Genomic DNA, 18894 nt, shown 5'->3' with positions numbered 1-18894 from the left:
CGACGCCTCCCACTCACCGCCGCACGCTCGCCGACCGGTTCGGCCGTCCGCCGAGATCCTGCGCTCGGTGCAGTTCTCGTGCCAGTTGCTCTTCCGCAGGGAGGGCGAGTTCGCCGAGCACTACTACGCCTCTCTGGCCGAGATCCTGCCGGAGATACGCAAGCTCACCCCGCACGGCGGGCGGCCGCTCTGCGACAGCCTGGTGCGCTCGGTGCTGTGGGCGGCGCTCACCCAGGACACCCCCGAGGTGGTCGAAGCGACCCTGGGCCGGATCGGCGCCTCCCACCGGCAGTTGGGCTTCCCGGTGGTCTGGTACCGCCCGTGCGGCCGTGCTCTGCTGGACGCCGCGCACGCGCTTCACGGGGAGGACTGGGGGTCGGCACTCAGCTCCCACTGGGTGGCCTACTACACGTGGCTCAGCGGCAGTCTGGCCTCTGGCTCGCAAGCCGCGCAGGCCAAGTCCGGTCCGGACGTACCGGATCCGGCGGGTGCCGAAGGCACGCCCTCGGCGTCACTGGGAGCCGTGCTCGCGGAGTTGCGCGCCCGGCTCTTCCCGGGCGAGGAGTCCTCCCTGGCCGCGATCTGTACCCGGGTCGCCCTGCGCACCGGAGCGGACCTGCGCAACCCACGCCCGGACCAGAACGCCGACCCGGCGGTGGTGCGCAACGTGCTCGACATCCTGCTCGTGCTGGGCTACTCGCTGCCCTCCGTAACCCCGTTGCTGACCGGACCGTACCGGCACCGCACGGCACCCTCCCCCTCCGGTCCCGGTGCCGAGAAGCCCCCTGCCGCACCGGCCACCCCACCCACCGCCCCGGCCGACGGCCTGCTGCGGCGGTGCAGACAACTCTTCGGCAAGGCGAACCGATGAACCACACCTCACCCCCGCGCTCCGGCGTCGTCCGCGCCCACGCCACCGGCCCCGTCCACAGGGCGGTCACCCGACTGGTCACCGAGCTCGAACGCGGCCTGACGGGACGCGGCGCCACCGCGCTGCTCTACTTCGCCTCCAGCTCCTACGACCCCACCGTGCTCGCCCCGGCCATCGCCGCCCACTTCCCCCACACGGTGGCGATCGGATGCTCCACGGCCGGAGAGTTCACCGACCTGCGCAACGGCACGGGCGGCATCTCGGCGGTCGTACTGCCGGACGACGTGGTCACGCACGCAGCGGCGGCGCTGGGCGACCTGGGTGAGGATCCCGGCCGGGGCACGGCGGCCGCGCTCGGCGCCCTGGAACGACTCACCCACAGCCAGTTGCGTCACCTCGACACGGCCCGGCACGTGGGGTTCGTACTGATCGACGGTGTGCGCGGCGCCGAGGAGGAGGTCAACGACATGCTGGGCAACGCGGCGCCGCTGCTCGACTTCGTCGGCGGCTCGGCCGGGGACGACTTCGCTCTCCGGTCCACCTGGGTGGCTGTGGGCGCGGACGTGTCGTACGAGGGTGTGGCGCTGATGGTGTGCCGCAGCGCGGCGCCGTACCGGGTCGTCAAGACGTGTTCCTTCACCCCGACGGGCCAGGTGCTCCGGGTGACCCGCGCCGACCCCGCCTCGCGGCTGGTCCACGAGTTCGACGGACGCCCGGCCGCCGAGGCCTACGCCGACGCGGTCGGCCTCGCGGTGACAGCACTGGACGTCGACGTCTTCATGGACCGCCCGGTGGGGCTGATGATCGACAACCACCCCTGGATCCGGACACCCCAGGCGGTCGCCCCGGGCGGCGGCCTGCACTTCTGGGCACAGATCATGCCCGGCATGGAGGTGGAGATCATGCGCTCGGGCGACCTGCTGACCGACACCCGTGCCGTGCTGCGCCGGGCGCGTCTGGACCTCGGCGGGGCCGCCGGTGCCGTGCTGTTCAACTGCGGGTTCCGGCGCCTGGAGATGGACGCCAAGGGCCTCTCCCCCGCATTCCCCACCGCCCTCGACGGGATCCCCACCGCCGGTTTCCATACCTACGGCGAGAGCTGGCTGGGCCATGTGAACCAGACATTGACGGGGGTGGTGTTCGGTTCCTCCGCCGGCCGGTTGTGCTGAGCCGCCGGGTCACGTGCCTTCCCGCTCATTTGCCATAACGGCAAGATTCCGTGCCGACGCTCCGGGCGGCTCGCAAGACTGAGGGCCTGCCGACACAAGGAGCCCCCGATGAGCACAACCCAAGCGGCCTCGTTCTGGGACGGCATCTACGCGGACCGAGCGATAGGCGACGCCCCTCAGCCGAACGTCCGCCTCACCGAGACGGTGGCGGGCCTGCCGCCCGGTGACGCGCTGGACCTGGGATGCGGCGACGGCGGAGACGCGCTGTGGCTCGCCCGCCAGCAGTGGCGCGTCACAGCCACCGACATCTCCGCCGTGGCGGTCGAGCGGCTCGCCAACCTCGCCCGCGCACACGGCTTGAACGAGCGCGTCACCGCGTTGCGGCACGACTTGCAGAAGTCCTTCCCGTCCGGCGAGTTCGAGCTGATCTGCGCCCACTACCTGCACACCCCCTACGACCTGAACCGGGCAGCAGTCCTGCGCACGGCGGCGCACGCACTGCGCACAGGCGGACGGCTGCTGGTCGTCGACCACGGCTCGGCCGCGCCGTGGTCTTGGAACCAGGACCCCGACATCCACTATCCGAGCCCGTGGGAGGTCGCCGCGGACATCGCTCTGGACCCGGCCACGTGGACCGTCGAACGGGCCGACACACCACAGCGGATCGCGACAGGCCCGGGCGGGCGCACCGCCGAGGTCACCGACCACATCCTCCTGATCCGCCGCACCGCCTGAATCCGCGGCCCGTCCTGCGAAGGCAAGGAGCCCCCTCATGCCCAGCTCCACTCACCGCAACCGCCGCCGCGACACCCCACCGCCCCGCACCGCGAACAGCGAGGCCGAGGTCCTGCGCGGATTCCTCGACTACCTCCGGACGTCGATCGCCGCGAAGGTCGACGGCGCTCCCGAACCACAGGTGCGCACAGCCGCGGTGTCGTCGGGCACGAACCTGCTCGGCCTGCTCAACCATCTGACCTTCGTCGAGCGGGCGTTGTTCCTCGGGGACGACATCACCAACTGGAAGGCGACCTTCCAGCCCGCGCCCACGGACAGCGTGGCCGATGTCGTGGCCCACTATCGGGACGCGGTGCAGCGCGCGAACCAGGTGCTCGACAAGTGCACCGACCTCGGCGCACCACTCCCCCGCCCGGAGTCGAACCGCCCCGCTCCCACCACCCGCTGGGCCCTCACCCACATGATCGAGGAGACCGGCCGTCACGCGGGGCACGCGGACATCCTCCGCGAATTGATTGACGGCGTCACCGGCCGTTGATCTACGGTCAGCTCATATCGGTCAAGCCCTCAGAACTCACGCCGTCGCGCTCACCACGTAGGAGGTTCCACCATGCCCACGTACCACGTCACGGTGACCACCAGCGCCTCTCCGGAGGATGTCTGGAAGCTGCTGGTCGACGCCGCCAGTTGGCCGCTGTGGTCAAAGGTCGACAGCCTGGACACGGCACGGTCGGTGGGCCTCGACCCAGGCGGCGACGACGGCATCGGTGCCGTCCGGGCCTTCCGGACGGGCCGCAGCGTGACCGGGGAACGGCTCACCGAGAAGGTCGAGCGCCGCCTCTTGGCCTACGAAGGTGCTTTCAACTCCTCGCTGCACGACTACCACGCGCGCATCGAACTGAGGCCGACATCCAACTCAGGCACAGTCATCTCCTGGTCCGGCGAGTACCGGACGAGCTGGCTGCTGCGCTGGGTCATGCCGCGCTATCTCCAGAAGTTCATGCAGGGCATGGCGGAAGGACTGGCACGCTATGCCGAGGAAGGCAGGCCGACTTGCTGACGCTGCACGTCAGAGCACGCTGCGGGGGCTCTGGTGTCCTACATCTTCGGGCGCGTCGTTGCAGAGGACGTCCCTGCTGTGACATTTGGTGCGGGAAGTCAGGGCCAAGGACCAAATGCTTGAGGAAGCCCAGCGCGAACCAACTTCACTACTTTCGGCCGCTCACCCCGGCCCTCCCTCAAGGACCGGGCACCGTAGCCTGGGTCAGACCGCCCGTTGGGCCGCGACTGCTCCCGTGTACGTCTCCAGGGTCAGATCCGCCGTGCCGATGCCCAACTCGGCGAGCACTGCGCGGATGTCGTCGAGGGCCGCGGACACATCGTCCTCGTCAACCAGGGTCTCGACCTCCAGGAATGTGCCGTCAATCTCGGGCACCCATACGAGCGTGGCGAGCATCTGCCGACCGTGCGCGGTGAAGTCATGGTTCCGACACCGCTTCTCGAACGCGATCAGCTCCGCATAACCGAGCCCGCGGAGGATGGCGTGCGCCTGGTCGGCGTCCTCGACGCGGGCCTCGTGCTCGGGCTTCGACCCGGACTCGGCGTCAACCGCAGCGCCCTTGTGCGTAAGCACGGTCCGCGTGCCGTCCACGCCGTGCACGGTCCGTACCCGCAGTTCTTCGCCTGCCTTCTCCAGCGAGCCGTCCAGCCGGTCGTAGTAGGTATCGCGGTACACCTCGACCCGAGCGGTGGCTCGCTCGTCCAGCTGCCGCATCACAGCTTCGGGGGCGTGCACGCGCGCCTTCAACTCCGCCTCGATCACCTGCGGTTCCCTCCTCGTCAGATGGTGCGCTCCGCGCCGTCGATGACTTCCTCGAACATCCGCCTAAAGCCCCGGTACAGCGGGCCGTGCGGCATCTCCATCACCTTGTACAGCGCGCTCTCGTGCCCTTCCCACCCCGCGTCGAACGCGCCGACGAACATGGTCCCGTCGGCGCGGATGAGTCGCCACGTCGGCAGCATCCGGTACCGCCACACGCCGACATCGCCGACCTCGGCGAGCTCCCGCAGCCGCGCCTCGGTGAGCCGCACACCGCCGGCGAGGGACTCGGCGGACTCCCCGATCTCCGCCGCGCGGCGCGCCAGGGCGTCGCTGTCGGGGTCGAGGAGCGCGACCCGAACACGGAGGCCCTTGCCACCCTGCTCGCGCGGCAGACAGGCGCGCAGCAGGCTGTCGTTGAGGCCGATCAACCCGAGACCCCCGAAACCGCGAGGACGTCTAACTCCGTGGCTGCGCGGGCCTGCTGCTGGATCTCCTCGGATGCCGAGTTCTGCGCGGCGTACACACGCACCACTTCCGGGAACGTGGCCAGGTCGAACGCGGCCCCGCCTGCCCGCTTCTCCCGCCCCGCGGCCAGGCCGAGGAGGTGTCGGGCGTCGTCGGGCATGTGGAGGCCGTCGGCAATCCGCTCGTACACGTCCAGCCGCGTCACCTCACAGCGGCCGCTCATGAGCTCGGAGACGCGGGCCTGCGTCATGCCCGTGGCGGTGGCGATACGGGCCTGGCTGGCGCCGGCGTACTGCTGCGCGTGCCGGAACACGGCGCCCATGTCGCGGTCTCTCAGGGCCTGGCGTACTCGGCGCGTTCCCATGCCCAGTCGGGCAGTTCGATCGGCTCCAGCGCGGCCCCCATGGCGCAGCCCCCGGTATCGCGGACGGGGGTGGGATTCCAACCCACGGTGAGATTGCCGGTAGGGGATCGAGTCGACACCAGGAGTCACAGGACGCTGGCCAGGACAGTCACCCCGGCGGCCGCGCGAACGGCCCCGGGCGTGGCCGACTGATGGGAGTCGACATGGCCGAGAGTACGCAGTCCGCGGGCACCGCCAACACCCCCACCGCTTATGGGTTCTGTGCCTGGCACAAGAACTTCGCGCGGGGCGTCCGCCTCGTGCGCGTGATCGAGCAGGGCTCCGGGCCCGGCGCGGGCCTGTACGCCTGCCCGCCGTGTCTCGGAAGGCACAACCTCACACCGCTTGCCGACCTGCCACTGTGAAGCGCGAGCGCGCCACGGCCGAGTTGCCGGGGGAGTGCCGGCGCAGCATGTGCCGGCTGTATGCCGGTCCGCGGGTCATCAAGCGTGAGGGCGCCCCGTCGTGGGAGGCGCCCACCATGACGTTGCGCTGCGACTGCCGCTGTCACCGAAGCCTGTGAGTCCGGCTAGGCCTCTGCTGCCGGTTCCCGCCGTAGTCCGACAGCAGGCTGCTGGCTGTCCCTGTACCCCGCCATGGGCGGACAGCCCCAGCCCCTTCGGTCGGCTACAGATGCCCAAATCAGCCGAGATGCCGCTCAGTTGGACCAACATCCGAGCTGTGGCCTAATCACGGTGGTCGGCCATCCGGACCAGACTCAACATGAGCAAGGGACCTCCACGCTCTGGCCAACAGCCTTGCATCCAGTGTCAGGGCAATCCCCTGAGTGCCGACGAGCCTTGAGGCACCTGGCAGGGCGGCTTCGTTGTGGTTACCTCCGGACACCGTTGCCGATGACTGGATGCACGGGCCCTATTTGTGGTCCCGCAGGAAGGCCGGGATCTCGTCGCGGGTCGGGTAGTTCGGCAGCGGGGCCGGCTTGTCCTGGAGGAACGCCGTGATGACGGCGGCGGCTCGGGCGTTGTTGTCGTCGAGGCCGTTCCAGATGCGGTGGCCGACTTCGGGCATGTACTGCGTGCGCTGGACGGCGGGGTCGTGGGCGAGGATGGCGGTTGCCCATTGGCGGAGTTGGGATGAGCACTCGGCGATCATCAGCATCGTGGGGGTTGTGGAGCGCTTCAGTTGTGGGGCGATGGAGGGCGAGTCCTTGACCGTCTGCTGGATGCGGAGGCTGGCGGCGGGGCTGAAGGAGAAGTTCTGTTCCGTGTCCTCGGTCGGGATGCGGTCGGCGTCGCGTGCGCAGTAGGCGGATGCCGTGTCGCTGCCGAGGTCGGCGGCGGTGAAGGCGTTGTCGCCCTCGGCCTGGCCGATCAGTCCGGTGTCGGGGGTGAGGAGTCCCAGGCGCATGAGGCCGAAGGCCACGGCGTACCGGGGGACGTGCGTCGAGCGTGGTCCGGTCATGGCCGGTGCGAGGCCGCGCGCGGATTCGCGGCCCTTGTGCCCGCTGATGTGTGCGGTGGGGCCGTCCATGGGGCCGGGCTCGGCGATGATGGCCCGGTTCATGCGTGCGGCGACGCGTGGTTCGGCCAACGCCCGGGTGAGCACGGAGCCGCCCGCGGAGAAGCCGAGGATATCGACCTTTCCCTTGTCCAGGCGGTCGACGAAGGCGGCGAGGTCTCGGACCGACCTGGAGATCGAGTACTGGTCCATGGGGAGCAGGTCGCTGCGTCCGCCACCGGCCTGTTCATAGGCGTAGACGTCGTGGCCCTGGCGTGCCAGGAGTTGCAGGAAACGGTGGTCGAGCACCGAGATGCCGCGGACCGGTCCGCCGTTCAGGTACACGAGCGGGACGGGATGCCGGGGGCCGGACTTCGCGGGCCGGTAGTGGTACACCGCTACCCGGCTGCCTGTGGAGAGGTTCCAGTGCTGCGTGGTCACGAAGGGCAGAGCGGGCGGGTACTGACGGGTCGTCGGGACCGTCGGGATGCAGACCGTGGCCGTCAGCGCTGCCGCGACGACCACCGGCAGGAACGGGATGAGCCGGGTCGGCCAAGTGCGGTGCCGCGCCCGCCACATGGCGAGGCCCGCGCCGACGCCAAGGGTCGTCAGCCATGCGGCAAGGCCCCCGCCTGCCCCGTCCGTGAGGGCGATCAGTGCGAGGAAGACGACGATCAGCGCCGCGATGGCCGTCAGTGCCAGCAGTAAGCGTCCGGTGAGGCGGAGCAGACGTATGACGGGTGTGGGCATGGCGAACCTCCAGCCGTTTCAGAACGCTGTTTCAAAACGACGTTATCAGAGCGGGTAGGCTGCTGACCGTGGGTAGGCCGAGAACGAACGACGAAGCAGTCAAAGAGCGGCTTGTGGTGTGCGCGAGCGAGATGCTCGCCACCCAGCCGCGGGAGTCGGTCACCGTCCGCGCCGTGGCCGCCGCCGCCGAGGCGTCCACGACGGCGGTGTACTCCTTGTTCGGCGGTAAGAACGGGCTGATCAGGGCGGTGCGAGACAGAGCCGTCGGCGGCCTGTTCCGGGACGTGTCAGCGGTGCCGACCTCCGCGGATCCGCTCGCCGACCTCTACGCGCTGGCCGCCGCCTACCGTCAGTGGGGGCGCGAACACAGCCACCTCTACACGGTGTTGTTCGGTGGGGTGCAGTCCTTCGACCCGTCGGGGGAGGTCGGTGTCACTGACCCGATGCGTCCGCTCCTCGCGGCGATCGACCGCGCCAAGACAGCGTCCGTCCTCGTCGGCGACGCGACGTCGATCGCCCTGTCGATCTGGGCTGCCCTGCACGGGCTCGTGACCCTCGAACTGGCCGGTGCCCTCGACACCGTCACGGCCGAGGCCGCGTTCCACTCGACGATTCACGCCACGCTGCGCGGCTGGACGACCCCTGCGGTGTTCCGCGGTCTCCGCCAGGCCGAGGTGTCGGCAGAGCGGTAGCCGTCGATCGTGCACAGCTGACAAGGTTTCCCGCACGGACGACAAAGTCCGGGTGCCGCGTTCGCCCTAAGGTCTGCAACGCAACTCCGTCGCCCTTGAGGGGAACCATGCGCATCCGCACCACCACGGCGGCCGTCGTCGCCATACTCGCCGTCGCCGTGTCTGGCTGTGGCAGCGACGACGGCAACAGCGACAGCAAGGCCGACACCACACAGAGCAGCGCGCCCGAGACATCGAGCGCCGCGGACGACAGTGACACCGCCCCGGGCGCCGACCTGCCGCCCGAGCCCACCGGCGCGGAGCGAGACGCCGTACTCGCCGCCATCATGGACGTCAACGCCACCCTCACCCACGACGAGGCCAAGGCCATCGACGCGGCCCGCAACCAGTGCGCGGCCCTCGACGGCGGCGCCGCCAACCCGGACCACAGTGCCGCACAGCGGTTCTCCTACGCCGGCGTCACGCTGACCGATGACGACGGAAGCCACATCAACACCGGGCTGCGCAAGACGCTCTGCCCCGAATCCTGATCAGCGCGACCAACTCCGGCCCGGGAAGGTCGTTGTGCGCCGTAACACACCCCTGCCAAGCTGATGTTGAGAGCGTTCTTGGCTGAGGGGTGGGTCGTGCGGGAGCAGGGCAAGACGTTGTTGCCACTTCGGCCCGGTGGCCAGTACGGACGTAGGCCCATTCGATGAGCCCTGTCCTCGACACCACGCTGATACCGCCGCAGGACCGTGAGGAGTTCATCCGGCACGCGGTGTGCGAATCCGTCGTCGCGGTGGACATCGATCATCATCGTCCGGCCGGGGACATCTCGGCCCAGATGAAGCTCGGCGCGATGGGACCCATGACGGTCCTCTCGGCACGGTCCACCGCGGCCACCGTGGAACGGACGCAGCGGCTGGCCCGGGTGGACGAGGAGCCGGCCGTCTTCCTGGGCCTTCAGGTGTCGGGCAACAGCCTGGTCGTGCAGAACGGTCGCGAGTGCCTGCTGCGGCCTGGCGACTTCGCCGTCTACGAGTCGGCCGCTCCCTACACACTTGTCTTCGACGAGGGAGTCGACCACCACTTCTTCCGCATCCCCCGTGCGGCGCTCGCTCTCCCCGAGCGGCTGTTGCGAGACGCCACCGCGGTGCGCATGGACTCCCAGAACCCCGTCGCCGGCCTCGCCTTCACGTACTTCTCCCAACTGGCCGTCACCGAGGAGCTGCACGAAGGCTCCCAGGCAGCGGCGGTCGTGGAACCCAGCATTGAACTCATCCGCGCTGTCGTGGCCTCCCACATGGGCAACTCCGGCGTGGCCAAAGTGCCGTTGGAGGCCACCCTCAGCTTGCGCATCACTCAGTACATCCGGACGCACCTGTCCGACCCCGACCTGTCGGCCGCGCACATCGCCGCCGCACACACCATCTCGGTACGGCACTTGTACGCGGTGCTGGCCCGGTCGGGCATCAGTCTCGGGGACTGGATCCGCTCGCACCGCTTGGCCGAGTGCAGGCGCGAGCTGGCCGGGCCGAACGGCAGGCTGCGAACCATCGGGGCGATCAGCCGAAGTTGGGGCTTCGTCGACGCGACCCACTTCAGCAAGGTGTTCAAGCAGACCTACGGCATCTCGCCCCGGGCCTGGCGCGAGCAGCACCACCCGGGCACTTCCAAGGTCCGATCGGCGCCAGAGCCTGATTGACCCTCGACCTTGTGCAAGGTCCAGAGTTCAGGGCGTGGAGAACGACATGCGCAGCATTGGCGAGATGGCCCGCGACAGCGGCCTGGGCGTGAGCGCCCTGCGGTTCTACGACCGTGCCGGTGTGCTGGTCCCGGCCTGGGTGGATCCGGTGAGCGGTTATCGGTGGTACGAACCCGAGCAGCTCGACGAGGCCCGGTTGCTGGCCCGCCTGCGCCGGGCCGGGATGCCGCTGGCCGACATCCGGCTGGTGCTGGCCAGTTGGTCCGGCGCGGACACCGATCTGGTCCGAGAGCTACTCAAGGCGCACCTGCGCCGCCTCGAACAGGGACTGTCCGACGCCCGCAGTGAGTTCTCCGCGCTCCGAGCACTACTCGATCACCGGGAGAATGACATGACTTCGCTCCGCATCGCCACCGTCCGGCTGTCCGTCGCCGCGCCCGAGCTGGCGGCCGCGCTGGACACGGTTCGGTTCGCTGCGAGTACCGATCCTGAGCTGCCCATGCTCGGTGCGGTCCTGTTCGACATCGAGGGCGAGGGCCTCCACGTCGTGGCCACCGACCGGTACCGGATGGCTGTCGCCCGGGCCGGTGTCACCGGGTACGGCGGGGGCCGTGTGCAGGTCATCGTGCCCACGCCGCTCGTCGACGCGATGCGGGCGCTGCTGGACGGTGCGGGACCCGTGCGGCTCTCCGTCGACGGTGACCGTGTGACGCTGGGGGCCGGGGACCGGCAGGCGGCCGGGCAGTGTCTCGACCACGACTTCCCCGACTACCGGCGTCTCCTCCCTCAGGCCGCGGAGCGCCGCACCGTCGTCGAGGTGGCGGCCTTCCGGAAGGCCCTGGAGACCGGTCCGGTCCGTTCCGATGAGGCCGGAGCGCACGACCTCAGCGTGCTCAAGGTCGAGGACGGCGGCTCGGTGACCCTCTGCTCTGACGGTGACGACGACGCCCCGAACCGCGTTGCGGTCAACCGTGAGTTCCTGCTGGACGCCCTGGCCGCCGGAGCCCGGGAGCGGCTGATTCTGGAGATCGGCGCTCCCACCGCGCCGATCGCGATCCGCCGGCCCGACGACGAGGACACCTTCTCGATGGTGATGCCGGTCCGCCTGGAGGACTGACCGTCCGCTCGCCCCGTACGGCTCGATGGGCCGGACTCAGTTGCCCACGCCGAGGCCGGACATGAACGCGGACGGGTATCGGTCGCCGCGCACCGCGCCGCGCGGTACCGCCTTCTCGACCTCGGCGAGGTCGTCCGGGGTGAGGTTCAGGTCCAGCGCGGGCAGCGCCTCGGCCAGCCGTGCGCGGGTACGGGCGCCGACCAGGGGCACGATGTCCTCGCCCTGCGCGGCCACCCAGGCGATGGCGAACTGGGCTACGGTGCACCCCTTCGCGTCGGCGACCCGGCGCAGCGCCTCCACGAGGGCGAGGTTGTGTGCCACGTTCTCGTGGGAGAAGCGCGGGCTGACGGCGCGGCTGTCGCCCGGGGCGCTGCTCCGGGCGGCGGACCAGTGCCCGGAGATGAGCCCGCGGCCCAGGACGCCGTACGCGGTCAGGCCGATGCCCAGTTCCCGCAGCACCGGCAGAACGTCCGCCTCCACCGCTCGGGAGATCAGCGAGTACTCGATCTGCACGTCGGCGACCGGGTGCACGGCGTGTGCCCGGCGGATCGTGGACGCGTCGACCTCCGAGAGGCCGAGGTGCCGTACGTGGCCCGCGTCGATCATCTCCTTGACCGCGCCCACCGTCTCCTCGATGGGTACCGCCGGATCCAGCCGGGCGGGACGGTAAATGTCGATGTGGTCGGTGCCCAGCCGGGTCAGCGAGTACGCCAGGAAGTTCTTCACCGCCTCGGGACGGCAGTCGTGCCCGCCGAACCGCGCGCCGGGCCCACGCAGCAGGCCGAACTTGACGCTCAGCCGGTAGCTGTCCCGCGGGCGGCCGCGGAGCGCCTCGGCGAGCAGCAACTCGTTGTGGCCCATGGCGTAGAAGTCACCGGTGTCGATCAGCGTCATGCCCGCCTCCAGCGCGGCGTGCACGGTGGCGATGCTCTCCGCGCGGTCGGCCGGCCCGTAGACGCCCGACATGCCCATCGCGCCCAGGCCCAGCGCGGAGACGGCCGGGCCGGTACTGCCCAGGGTTCGTGTCTGCATCACGTTCTCCTTACGTCGTCGGCCTGTCCCCCCACTGTGCGTCCGCGCCTGTTGTGCGGAGTAGCGGAGCGTTCATCATGGGAGAGCCACTCCCTGGCTGGGCACGCTCGCCGCGAGGGACCATGAGGCATGCAGCGTGACCAGCTCGCCGACTTCCTGCGCCGCCGCCGCGAGGCGATCCGCCCGGCGGAGGTGGGTCTCACCGAGGGCCCCCGCCGCCGTACCACCGGCCTGCGCCGGGAAGAGGTGGCCATGCTCGCCGGTGTGTCGGTGGACTACGTCGTACGCCTTGAGCAGAGCCGCAGCAGCCAACCCTCGCCCCAGCTCCTCGGCGCGCTGGCCCGGGCGTTGCGCCTGTCCGACGACGAGCGTGACCACCTGTTCCATCTCGCCGGCCACCGGCCCCCGCCCGCCGACGGAGTGGCCCGCCTGGCCCGCGCGGGACTGATCCGCATGCTCGACCTGCTCGGCGACACCCCGGCCTTTGTGCTGTCCGACCTCGGCGAGATCCTCGCCCAGAACCGCACAGCCGTCCTCCTGATGGGCGATCACACCGCCTTCTCCGGCGACCGGCGCTATCTCGTGCACCGCTGGTTCACCGAGTCCGCCACCCGCGCCGTCTGTCCGCCCGAGGAGCGGGAGCGCCACGCACGTCAGCTCGTGGCCGATCTGCGCGCGGCCGCCGGGCGCCGCTCGGGCGACCCCACGGTCACCGGACTCATCGAGCGGCTGCACGCGGCGAGCGCCGACTTCCGCTGTCTGTGGGCCGAACATGAGGTGGGAGTCCGGCGCGCCGACCGCAAGACCCTCCTTCACCCGCGGGTAGGCCGCCTGTTGATGGACTGCGAGACGCTGGTCACCCCCGACCAGGGCCAGCAGCTCCTCGTCCTCACACCGGCGGACGACGAGACCCGCGAACGACTCGACCTCCTGCGCGTACTCGGCACCCAGGAGTTCCCCACAGAACACGCCTGACCGCCCGCGCAGTTGAAACAACCAGCCACGCCGACACAGGTGTCCGAGTGATGGCGCGGAGACGAACACAGGTGTCTTCCGTACTATCGCTACGACACCCTGTGCGGCAGTAACTGCCGCTGCTGACATGAGACCAGGCAGAACAGACACACGCGTTAGATTTCGCATACGCCGTTGGCTCGCTGCATCGCGTAGCCTCGGCGCCGAGCAAGGATGTGAGCACCATGTCCGAAAGCACCGTCGAACCCAGCGAGTTGACGTCGCAGTACAACGCCCAAGTGGCCGGCGACCTTGAGCGGAACCTCAAAGAGCAGGAGCGCCTTGGCGGCGAGATCGAAGCGCTGCAGGCTCAGCTGGCTGCCCTGCGGCAGGATCACACCGTCCTGGTGAGCATTCAGCAGGCGCTCGGTGCTTCGGCAACGCCCTCCGCACCCGAAGCCCAGCCCGCCGCGACGGTGCCCGCTCCGCGCACCAAGCGAGCGAGCGCGGCCAAGCCTGCGAAGGACAAGAAGACCGGTGCCGTCGCCCGGAAGCGCACCAGCAAGAAGAAGGCTGCCCCGGCAGCGGCCGCGCCGTCCGCCGCCCCCACACTCGTCGAGCTCGTGCGCGAACACCTGGCGGGCCAGAGTGAGCCTCGTTCCGCTGCCGAGATCACCACCGAGCTCGGACAGCAGCACGCCGAGCGCAACATCAAGACGACGGTCGTGCGTACGACGCTGGAGGGGCTGGTGGCCAAGAGCCAGGCCCAGCGCAGCAAGCAGGGCAGCTCCGTCTTCTACACCGGTCCGGACACCCGCCCGGACGCCGCGCCCGCCCCGGTCGAGGAAGCGGCCCCGCAGACGTCCGACTGACCAATCCTCAAGGGCGCACCACCGGTTGGGCCTTTGAGTTCGCAGCACATAGCCGTGCCCTGGCAGGCGGCTCGTCCGCCATGGGGCACGGCTGCTTTGCGTCCAGTGGCATCCAGCGTGGCCGACTGCCGACACTTCGTCCGCCCTGATTCAGTCTTTGTACTGGATGCGTACAAAGATATGGACGCACCAGAAGAAGTCTCCTAACGTGTCCCGCGCGCCACGGCATTCCGCTCCACCCCCTGCTCCACCCCCGCTGCACCCATCACCCGCAGCCCGGCTCCGTACGCCGTACGAGCCGTGAGGAGGACGCATGAGCTCCCAGCCCCCGCGAAGACGCGCTTTCCGCCGCACCCTGACCACCGCGCTCATCTGCTGCACCGCGGCCCTCGGTCTGACCGCCGGCCCGGCGAACGCGGATCCGCAGCCGGCCGCCGCCGAACTGCCCCCGCAGGAACCCGGGGTCACACTGCGCGTCTTCGACGTGCAGATCCCGTTGAGCGAGCTCTGCACGCTCAAGCCGGGCCAGACCCCGAACATCGACAAGCTGGAACCGGACATCGACTTCTCCACCGCCGAGGACTTCGGCTTCGAGTCCAATTTCGTCAGCCAGGTCACCGCCAACATCAACGTGCCGCAGGACGGCACCTACACCTTCCGGCTCACCAGCGACGATGGCTCTCAGCTGCTGATCGACGACCAACTCGTCATCGACCACGACGGGTTGCACGGCGCGGAACCCAAGGACGGGACGGTCGAGCTGACCGCCGGCTACCACTCGCTGCGCATCGACCACTTCGAACGCGGCGGCGGACAACAGGTCACCCTGGCCTGGCAGCCGCCCGGCGCCTCCGACTTCGCCCTGGTGCCCAACTCCGTGCTCAGCACGGAGGCGGACGTGGTGCGGGTGACGGCGCCCGGCCGCAAGGAGTGCGAGGGCGCCTTCGACACACCGGGCGACGGGCTGCCGCTGACCGGGGTCCACCCCGACTACGACCTGACGAACCTGCGTCCAGCGGGCTTCGAGCCGCAGATCACCGCGATGGACTGGCTGCCCGACCAGCGCCTGGCGGTCACCACTTGGGGCGGCTCGCAGACCACGGCGGGCGAGGTGTACCTGCTGGACCATGTCACCGGCGCCACCGGCCCCGACAAGGTGACCACGAAGAAGATCGCCTCCGGGCTCAAGGAGCCGATGGGCATCAAGTACGTCGACGGAAAGCTCTACGTCTCGCAGAAGCACGAGCTGACCGAACTGACGGACACCAACGGCGACGACGTCATCGACAGCACGCGCACCGTGGCCACCTGGCCGTACGGCGGCAACTTCCACGAGTTCGCGTTCGGCCTGCTCTACCGGGACGGATTCTTCTACCTGAACCTCTCCGTAGCCATCAACTACGGCGGCGCCACCACCGACCCGCAGCCCGCCGCCAATCGCGGCACCACTATCAAGGTCAACCGCAAGACCGGCAAGGTCTCCTACGTCGCCGGCGGTCTGCGCACCCCCAACGGCATCGGCTTCGGCCCGCAGGGCGACCTCTTCGTCACCGACAACCAGGGCGGCTGGCTGCCCGCCTCCAAACTGGTGCACATCAAGCAGGACCGCTTCTTCAACCACTACACCAACCCCGACGGCCCGTTCGACGCGAACCCCGTGACCCAGCCCGTCCTGTGGCTCCCGCAGAACGAGATCGCCAACTCCCCGAGCACGCCTCTCTATGTCACCAAGGGCCGCTACGCCGGCCAGATGCTCTTCGGTGACGTCACCTACGGCGGGCTCCAGCGGGCGTACCTGGAGAAGGTCAAGGGCCAGTACCAGGGCGCCGTCTTCCGCCACACCCAGGGCCTGGAGGCGGGCGTGACCCGGATCAGCCGCGGACCGGACGGCGCCATCTACGCCGGCGGACTCGGTGCGGGCGGCAACTGGGGCCAGGAGGGCAAGCTGACCCACGGCCTGCAGAAGCTCACACCCAACGGCGGGAACGCCTTCGACGTCCTGTCCATGCGGGCCGTCGACGGCGGCTTCGAGCTGGAGTACACCCAGCCGCTGTCGCAGCAGACCGCCGACAAGCTGGCGGACCGCTACCGGGTCAAGCAGTGGCGCTATGTGCCCACCCCGGCCTACGGCGGCCCCAAGGTGGACGAGGAGCCCCTCACCGTCCGCTCGGCGTCACTGTCCCGGGACGGCAAGAAGGTGCGGCTCGCCATCGCCGGCCTCAAGCCCGGCCATGTGGTTCACCTCCGCTCCCCTCGCCCCTTCAGCTCGGCCTCGGGCGCGTCACTGTGGAGCACGGAAGCCTGGTACACGCTGAACAACCTCACCAGCGCTCACCCACGAACGACGTTGTACGAGGCGGAAGAGGCCGCCCTCAGCGGCGGCGCCGGAACCAACACCGACCACGGCGGCTTCTCCGGCGCGTCGTTCGTCGACCGCTACGGCACACAGGGGGCGACCACCACCTTCACCGTCAACGTCCCCGCGAGCGGCTCGTACGACGTGGGTCTGCGCTACTCCAACGGCCCCAATCCGTTCAGCGGGACCAAGGCGATCAGCGTCGCCGTCAACGGCGAGAAGGTGGGACAGACCCGGCTGCCCGGCACCGGCGACTGGGAGACCTGGTCCACCCGGACGGAGAAGCTCACGCTGCGGGCCGGGACCAACACCATCGCCTACCGCAATGACCCGGGCGACGACGGGCACGTCAACCTGGACCTGATCACGGTGCACAAGTCCGGTGAGCGCGTGACCCTGTTCGACGGCGAGGACCGGTCACTGTGGCAGCACACCTCGGGCCGGGCGGCCCAGTGGCCGCTGCTGGCGGACGGCGGCATGGAGGTCTGCTGCGGCGATCTGCGGACCAAGACCGCCTACCGCGACTTCCGGCTGCACGTGGAGTTCCGGCTGCCGAACCTGCCGCCGGACGTGACGGGCCAGGACCGCGCCAACAGCGGTGTCTACCTCCAGGACCGCTATGAGATCCAGATCCTGGACTCCTACGGCGACACGGACCTGGCGAACAACGAGGCCGCGTCGATCTACAGCCGAAAGGCGGCGGACGTCAACGCGGCGCTGGCACCGGAGACTTGGCAGTCGTACGACATCGTGTTCCGTGCCGCCCGCTACAACGACGCCGGTGACAAGACCGCCGACGCCCGGGTGACGATGACGTGGAACGGCAAGACGGTCCACGACGACGTCGCCATCACCTCCCCCACCGGTGGCGGTGCGCCGGAGACGGCGATGGCGGGGGCGATCCGCCTCCAGGACCACGGCAACAAGGTCCGCTACCGCAACATCTGGATCGAGCCGCTGGACTGAACGGACAGGCTGCCCCCGGGAGTTGCACATCCCGGGGGCAGCGCCGCGTTCAGGATGCCGGGACCTCGTCGACGAAGGTTGTCCCCGCGTTGCGCAGGGAGGTGATCTTCGCGGCGACCTGGGCCGGGGTGAGGACCTGGTCCTTGACGTGCAGGACGTAGTCGACCTGCTGGTCGTAGGCGCGCGGGGTGGTCGACGTCTGGCCGTTGAGGTCGATCAGCCACTGGTTGAAGTTGATGGACATGGGCCGCTCGGGCAGGTAGGCGGCGTCATGCGTGCCGAAGTGCTGGCCGTCGACGTAGTAGGTGATCCGGCTGTTGTCGATGGTCACGACGAGGTCGTGCCAGCCGGCGAAGCTCTGCCTGCTCTCGCTGTGCTGGTTGACCGCCTGCCACGGGTCCGGGTTGTAGGTCTCCCAGGAGGTCGTGTAGAGGATGTTCGCCGGCTCGCCCCAGCCGCCGTTGGGCAGATACTCGAAGTCGTACTCGGCGTAGTCGTCGGCCATCGGGGCCTTGAGGTCGTTGATGGTGAAGAAGGTCTGGACGATGCGGTCGCCGTCGGGGCCGTACTTGGGGGCGTCGGAGAACTTCACCCGAGCCGCGTAGGTGCCGTTCTTGAACTTCGTTGCCTTGGTGAGGACTTCGGTGTGGGTGGTGGTGGAGCCGGTGCCCGCGCTGGAGGTCTCCAGGTTCATCACCGTGTTGCCGCTCTGGTTGGCGAAGGTGACCTTGGAGGGGTCCCAGGTGGCGCCGGGGACGCCGGGGCCACCGGAGTTGGCGCGCACGCTCCAGCCGTGGCTGGACAGGGCCGGGTCGGTGTGCGACGTGTAGGAGAAGTCATCGAACAGGGTCTGGCCGCCGCCACCGGGCGGGTCGGTCGGCGGGTCGGTCGGCTCGTTCCCGGATGGGGCGGTGCCCCACACATTGGCGCCGGCCAGCTGAGCGGTGACCTTGGTCCAGTCGGCGTAGGCGGACTGGGTGCCGCTGAAGGAGTAGTCGTCGCTCTGGGTCAGGGTCTGCCAGTTGGACTGGTAGAAGCGCAGTTGCATGTCGCCGGTGTCGGCGCCGGGGGCGAGGGAGCCGGCCGCTGAGGTGAAGCCGATCTCCAGGTAGCGGTCGGCCGTCGCGGTGGGATTGGCGAGGGTGCCGAAGGTGCCGGTGATCGCCGAGCAGCCCTTGACCGCCCATGAACAGGCGAAGCGGTACGAGGCGCTCGGGGAGTCCGCCTTGAAGTAGTAGCGGATCTTGACCTGGCTCAACTGGACGGTGGTGGTGCCGGTGTTGCGCACCTTGAACCAGGGCTCGGACTGGTCGGCGGTGGCACCGCCGGCACTGGTGCGGTACTGGACGGCCAGGCCGTCGCCCGCAGCCGCGGACGCGGACACGGTGGTGAGGGGGACGGCCACCAGGGCCGCGCTGCCGACTACGGCGGTCAGGGCAAGGGCCGCGCGGATGCCGCGGCGGTTGGCACGGGTACTCATCCGACAGTTTCCTTTCGTTCGCTCCCGCCAGCCGCGGGAGGGATCGTGGGGGGTGTGCGGGTGGA

The 18894-nt window shown here is 69.6% G+C and carries 19 protein-coding genes; 13 read left to right on the top strand and 6 right to left on the bottom strand.

Translation table 11 applies throughout. The features are described from left to right. Positions 1 to 67: 67 nt before the first annotated feature. From STRCI_RS39480 to STRCI_RS39460, 5 genes are all read left to right on the top strand, one after another. Positions 68 to 871 (top strand): globin family protein, encoded by an 804-nt coding sequence (locus STRCI_RS39480; protein ID WP_269663823.1) that lies wholly within the window; start codon positions 68 to 70, stop codon positions 869 to 871. Next, a complete protein-coding gene (locus tag STRCI_RS39475; RefSeq protein ID WP_269663822.1) occupies positions 868 to 2040 on the top strand; it encodes an FIST signal transduction protein in 1173 nt (390 codons plus the stop codon). Before STRCI_RS39480 ends, STRCI_RS39475 begins: the two co-directional genes overlap by 4 nt. 108 nt (positions 2041 to 2148) lie before the next feature. Then, positions 2149 to 2775, top strand: coding sequence for an SAM-dependent methyltransferase (locus STRCI_RS39470; RefSeq protein WP_269663821.1), 627 nt, complete (start codon positions 2149 to 2151; stop codon positions 2773 to 2775). A 37-nt stretch (positions 2776 to 2812) separates the two neighbouring features. Further along, entirely contained in the window at positions 2813 to 3313 is a 501-nt protein-coding gene (locus STRCI_RS39465) for a DinB family protein (protein ID WP_269663820.1), read from the top strand. A 72-nt stretch (positions 3314 to 3385) separates the two neighbouring features. Beyond that, positions 3386 to 3835: an SRPBCC family protein gene (locus STRCI_RS39460; protein ID WP_269663819.1), complete on the top strand. Its 450-nt coding sequence runs from the start codon at positions 3386 to 3388 to the stop codon at positions 3833 to 3835. A 204-nt stretch (positions 3836 to 4039) separates the two neighbouring features. Here STRCI_RS39460 and cyaB read toward each other — a convergent pair whose 3' ends face one another. The 3 genes from cyaB to STRCI_RS39445 are packed head-to-tail and all read right to left on the bottom strand — an operon-like array spanning position 4040 to position 5426. Next, on the bottom strand, positions 4040 to 4597 hold the full coding sequence (cyaB, locus tag STRCI_RS39455; protein ID WP_269663818.1) for a class IV adenylate cyclase: 558 nt from the start codon (positions 4595 to 4597) through the stop codon (positions 4040 to 4042). A 17-nt stretch (positions 4598 to 4614) separates the two neighbouring features. Beyond that, positions 4615 to 5025, bottom strand: a complete 411-nt coding sequence (locus tag STRCI_RS39450; protein WP_269663817.1) for a hypothetical protein — start codon at positions 5023 to 5025, stop codon at positions 4615 to 4617. After that, complete coding sequence (locus STRCI_RS39445) at positions 5022 to 5426, bottom strand: helix-turn-helix domain-containing protein (RefSeq protein ID WP_269663816.1); 405 nt, start codon at positions 5424 to 5426, stop codon at positions 5022 to 5024. The genes STRCI_RS39450 and STRCI_RS39445 overlap by 4 nt, the downstream gene beginning before the upstream one ends. A 203-nt stretch (positions 5427 to 5629) precedes the next feature. On the opposite strand from STRCI_RS39445, the gene STRCI_RS39440 reads away from it, so the two are divergent. Next, on the top strand, positions 5630 to 5830 hold the full coding sequence (locus tag STRCI_RS39440) for a hypothetical protein (protein ID WP_269663815.1): 201 nt from the start codon (positions 5630 to 5632) through the stop codon (positions 5828 to 5830). 508 nt (positions 5831 to 6338) lie between these two features. Here STRCI_RS39440 and STRCI_RS39435 read toward each other — a convergent pair. Next, complete coding sequence (locus STRCI_RS39435) at positions 6339 to 7673, bottom strand: alpha/beta hydrolase (RefSeq protein ID WP_269663814.1); 1335 nt, start codon at positions 7671 to 7673, stop codon at positions 6339 to 6341. Between the two features lie 68 nt (positions 7674 to 7741). On the opposite strand from STRCI_RS39435, the gene STRCI_RS39430 reads away from it, so the two are divergent. From STRCI_RS39430 to STRCI_RS39415, 4 genes are all read left to right on the top strand, one after another. After that, the gene (locus STRCI_RS39430; RefSeq protein WP_269663813.1) at positions 7742 to 8365 is read left to right on the top strand and encodes a TetR-like C-terminal domain-containing protein; all 624 of its coding nucleotides are present in this window, start codon (positions 7742 to 7744) and stop codon (positions 8363 to 8365) included. Positions 8366 to 8472: 107 nt separating this feature from the next. Further along, positions 8473 to 8895 carry a hypothetical protein gene (locus STRCI_RS39425; protein WP_269663812.1) on the top strand — a complete coding sequence of 141 codons (423 nt, stop codon included), beginning with the start codon at positions 8473 to 8475 and terminating at the stop codon, positions 8893 to 8895. 164 nt (positions 8896 to 9059) lie between these two features. Then, positions 9060 to 10052: an AraC-like ligand-binding domain-containing protein gene (locus STRCI_RS39420; protein WP_269663811.1), complete on the top strand. Its 993-nt coding sequence runs from the start codon at positions 9060 to 9062 to the stop codon at positions 10050 to 10052. A 46-nt stretch (positions 10053 to 10098) separates the two neighbouring features. After that, positions 10099 to 11169 carry a DNA polymerase III subunit beta family protein gene (locus tag STRCI_RS39415; protein WP_269663810.1) on the top strand — a complete coding sequence of 357 codons (1071 nt, stop codon included), beginning with the start codon at positions 10099 to 10101 and terminating at the stop codon, positions 11167 to 11169. A gap of 36 nt (positions 11170 to 11205) precedes the next feature. Here STRCI_RS39415 and STRCI_RS39410 read toward each other — a convergent pair whose 3' ends face one another. Further along, the gene (locus STRCI_RS39410; RefSeq protein WP_269663809.1) at positions 11206 to 12201 is read right to left on the bottom strand and encodes an aldo/keto reductase; all 996 of its coding nucleotides are present in this window, start codon (positions 12199 to 12201) and stop codon (positions 11206 to 11208) included. A 129-nt stretch (positions 12202 to 12330) separates the two neighbouring features. Between STRCI_RS39410 and STRCI_RS39405 the strand changes: the two genes are divergently transcribed. From STRCI_RS39405 to STRCI_RS39395, 3 genes are all read left to right on the top strand, one after another. Beyond that, positions 12331 to 13176, top strand: coding sequence for a helix-turn-helix transcriptional regulator (locus STRCI_RS39405; RefSeq protein ID WP_269663808.1), 846 nt, complete (start codon positions 12331 to 12333; stop codon positions 13174 to 13176). 224 nt (positions 13177 to 13400) lie between these two features. Beyond that, positions 13401 to 14027, top strand: coding sequence for a hypothetical protein (locus STRCI_RS39400; RefSeq protein WP_269663807.1), 627 nt, complete (start codon positions 13401 to 13403; stop codon positions 14025 to 14027). 313 nt (positions 14028 to 14340) lie between these two features. Continuing rightward, complete coding sequence (locus tag STRCI_RS39395; protein ID WP_269663806.1) at positions 14341 to 17349, top strand: 3-keto-alpha-glucoside-1,2-lyase-like domain-containing protein; 3009 nt, start codon at positions 14341 to 14343, stop codon at positions 17347 to 17349. Positions 17350 to 17398: 49 nt separating this feature from the next. On the opposite strand, the gene STRCI_RS39390 is transcribed toward STRCI_RS39395, so the two are convergent. Beyond that, positions 17399 to 18829 (bottom strand): cellulose binding domain-containing protein, encoded by a 1431-nt coding sequence (locus tag STRCI_RS39390; protein WP_269663805.1) that lies wholly within the window; start codon positions 18827 to 18829, stop codon positions 17399 to 17401. Positions 18830 to 18894 lie beyond the last annotated feature (65 nt).

It is taken from the genome of Streptomyces cinnabarinus (assembly GCF_027270315.1).
GTDB classification, from domain to species: Bacteria; Actinomycetota; Actinomycetes; order Streptomycetales; family Streptomycetaceae; genus Streptomyces; species Streptomyces cinnabarinus.
Note: the sequence above shows the minus strand (reverse complement) of the source record. Positions and strands in the feature narration are given on the sequence as shown.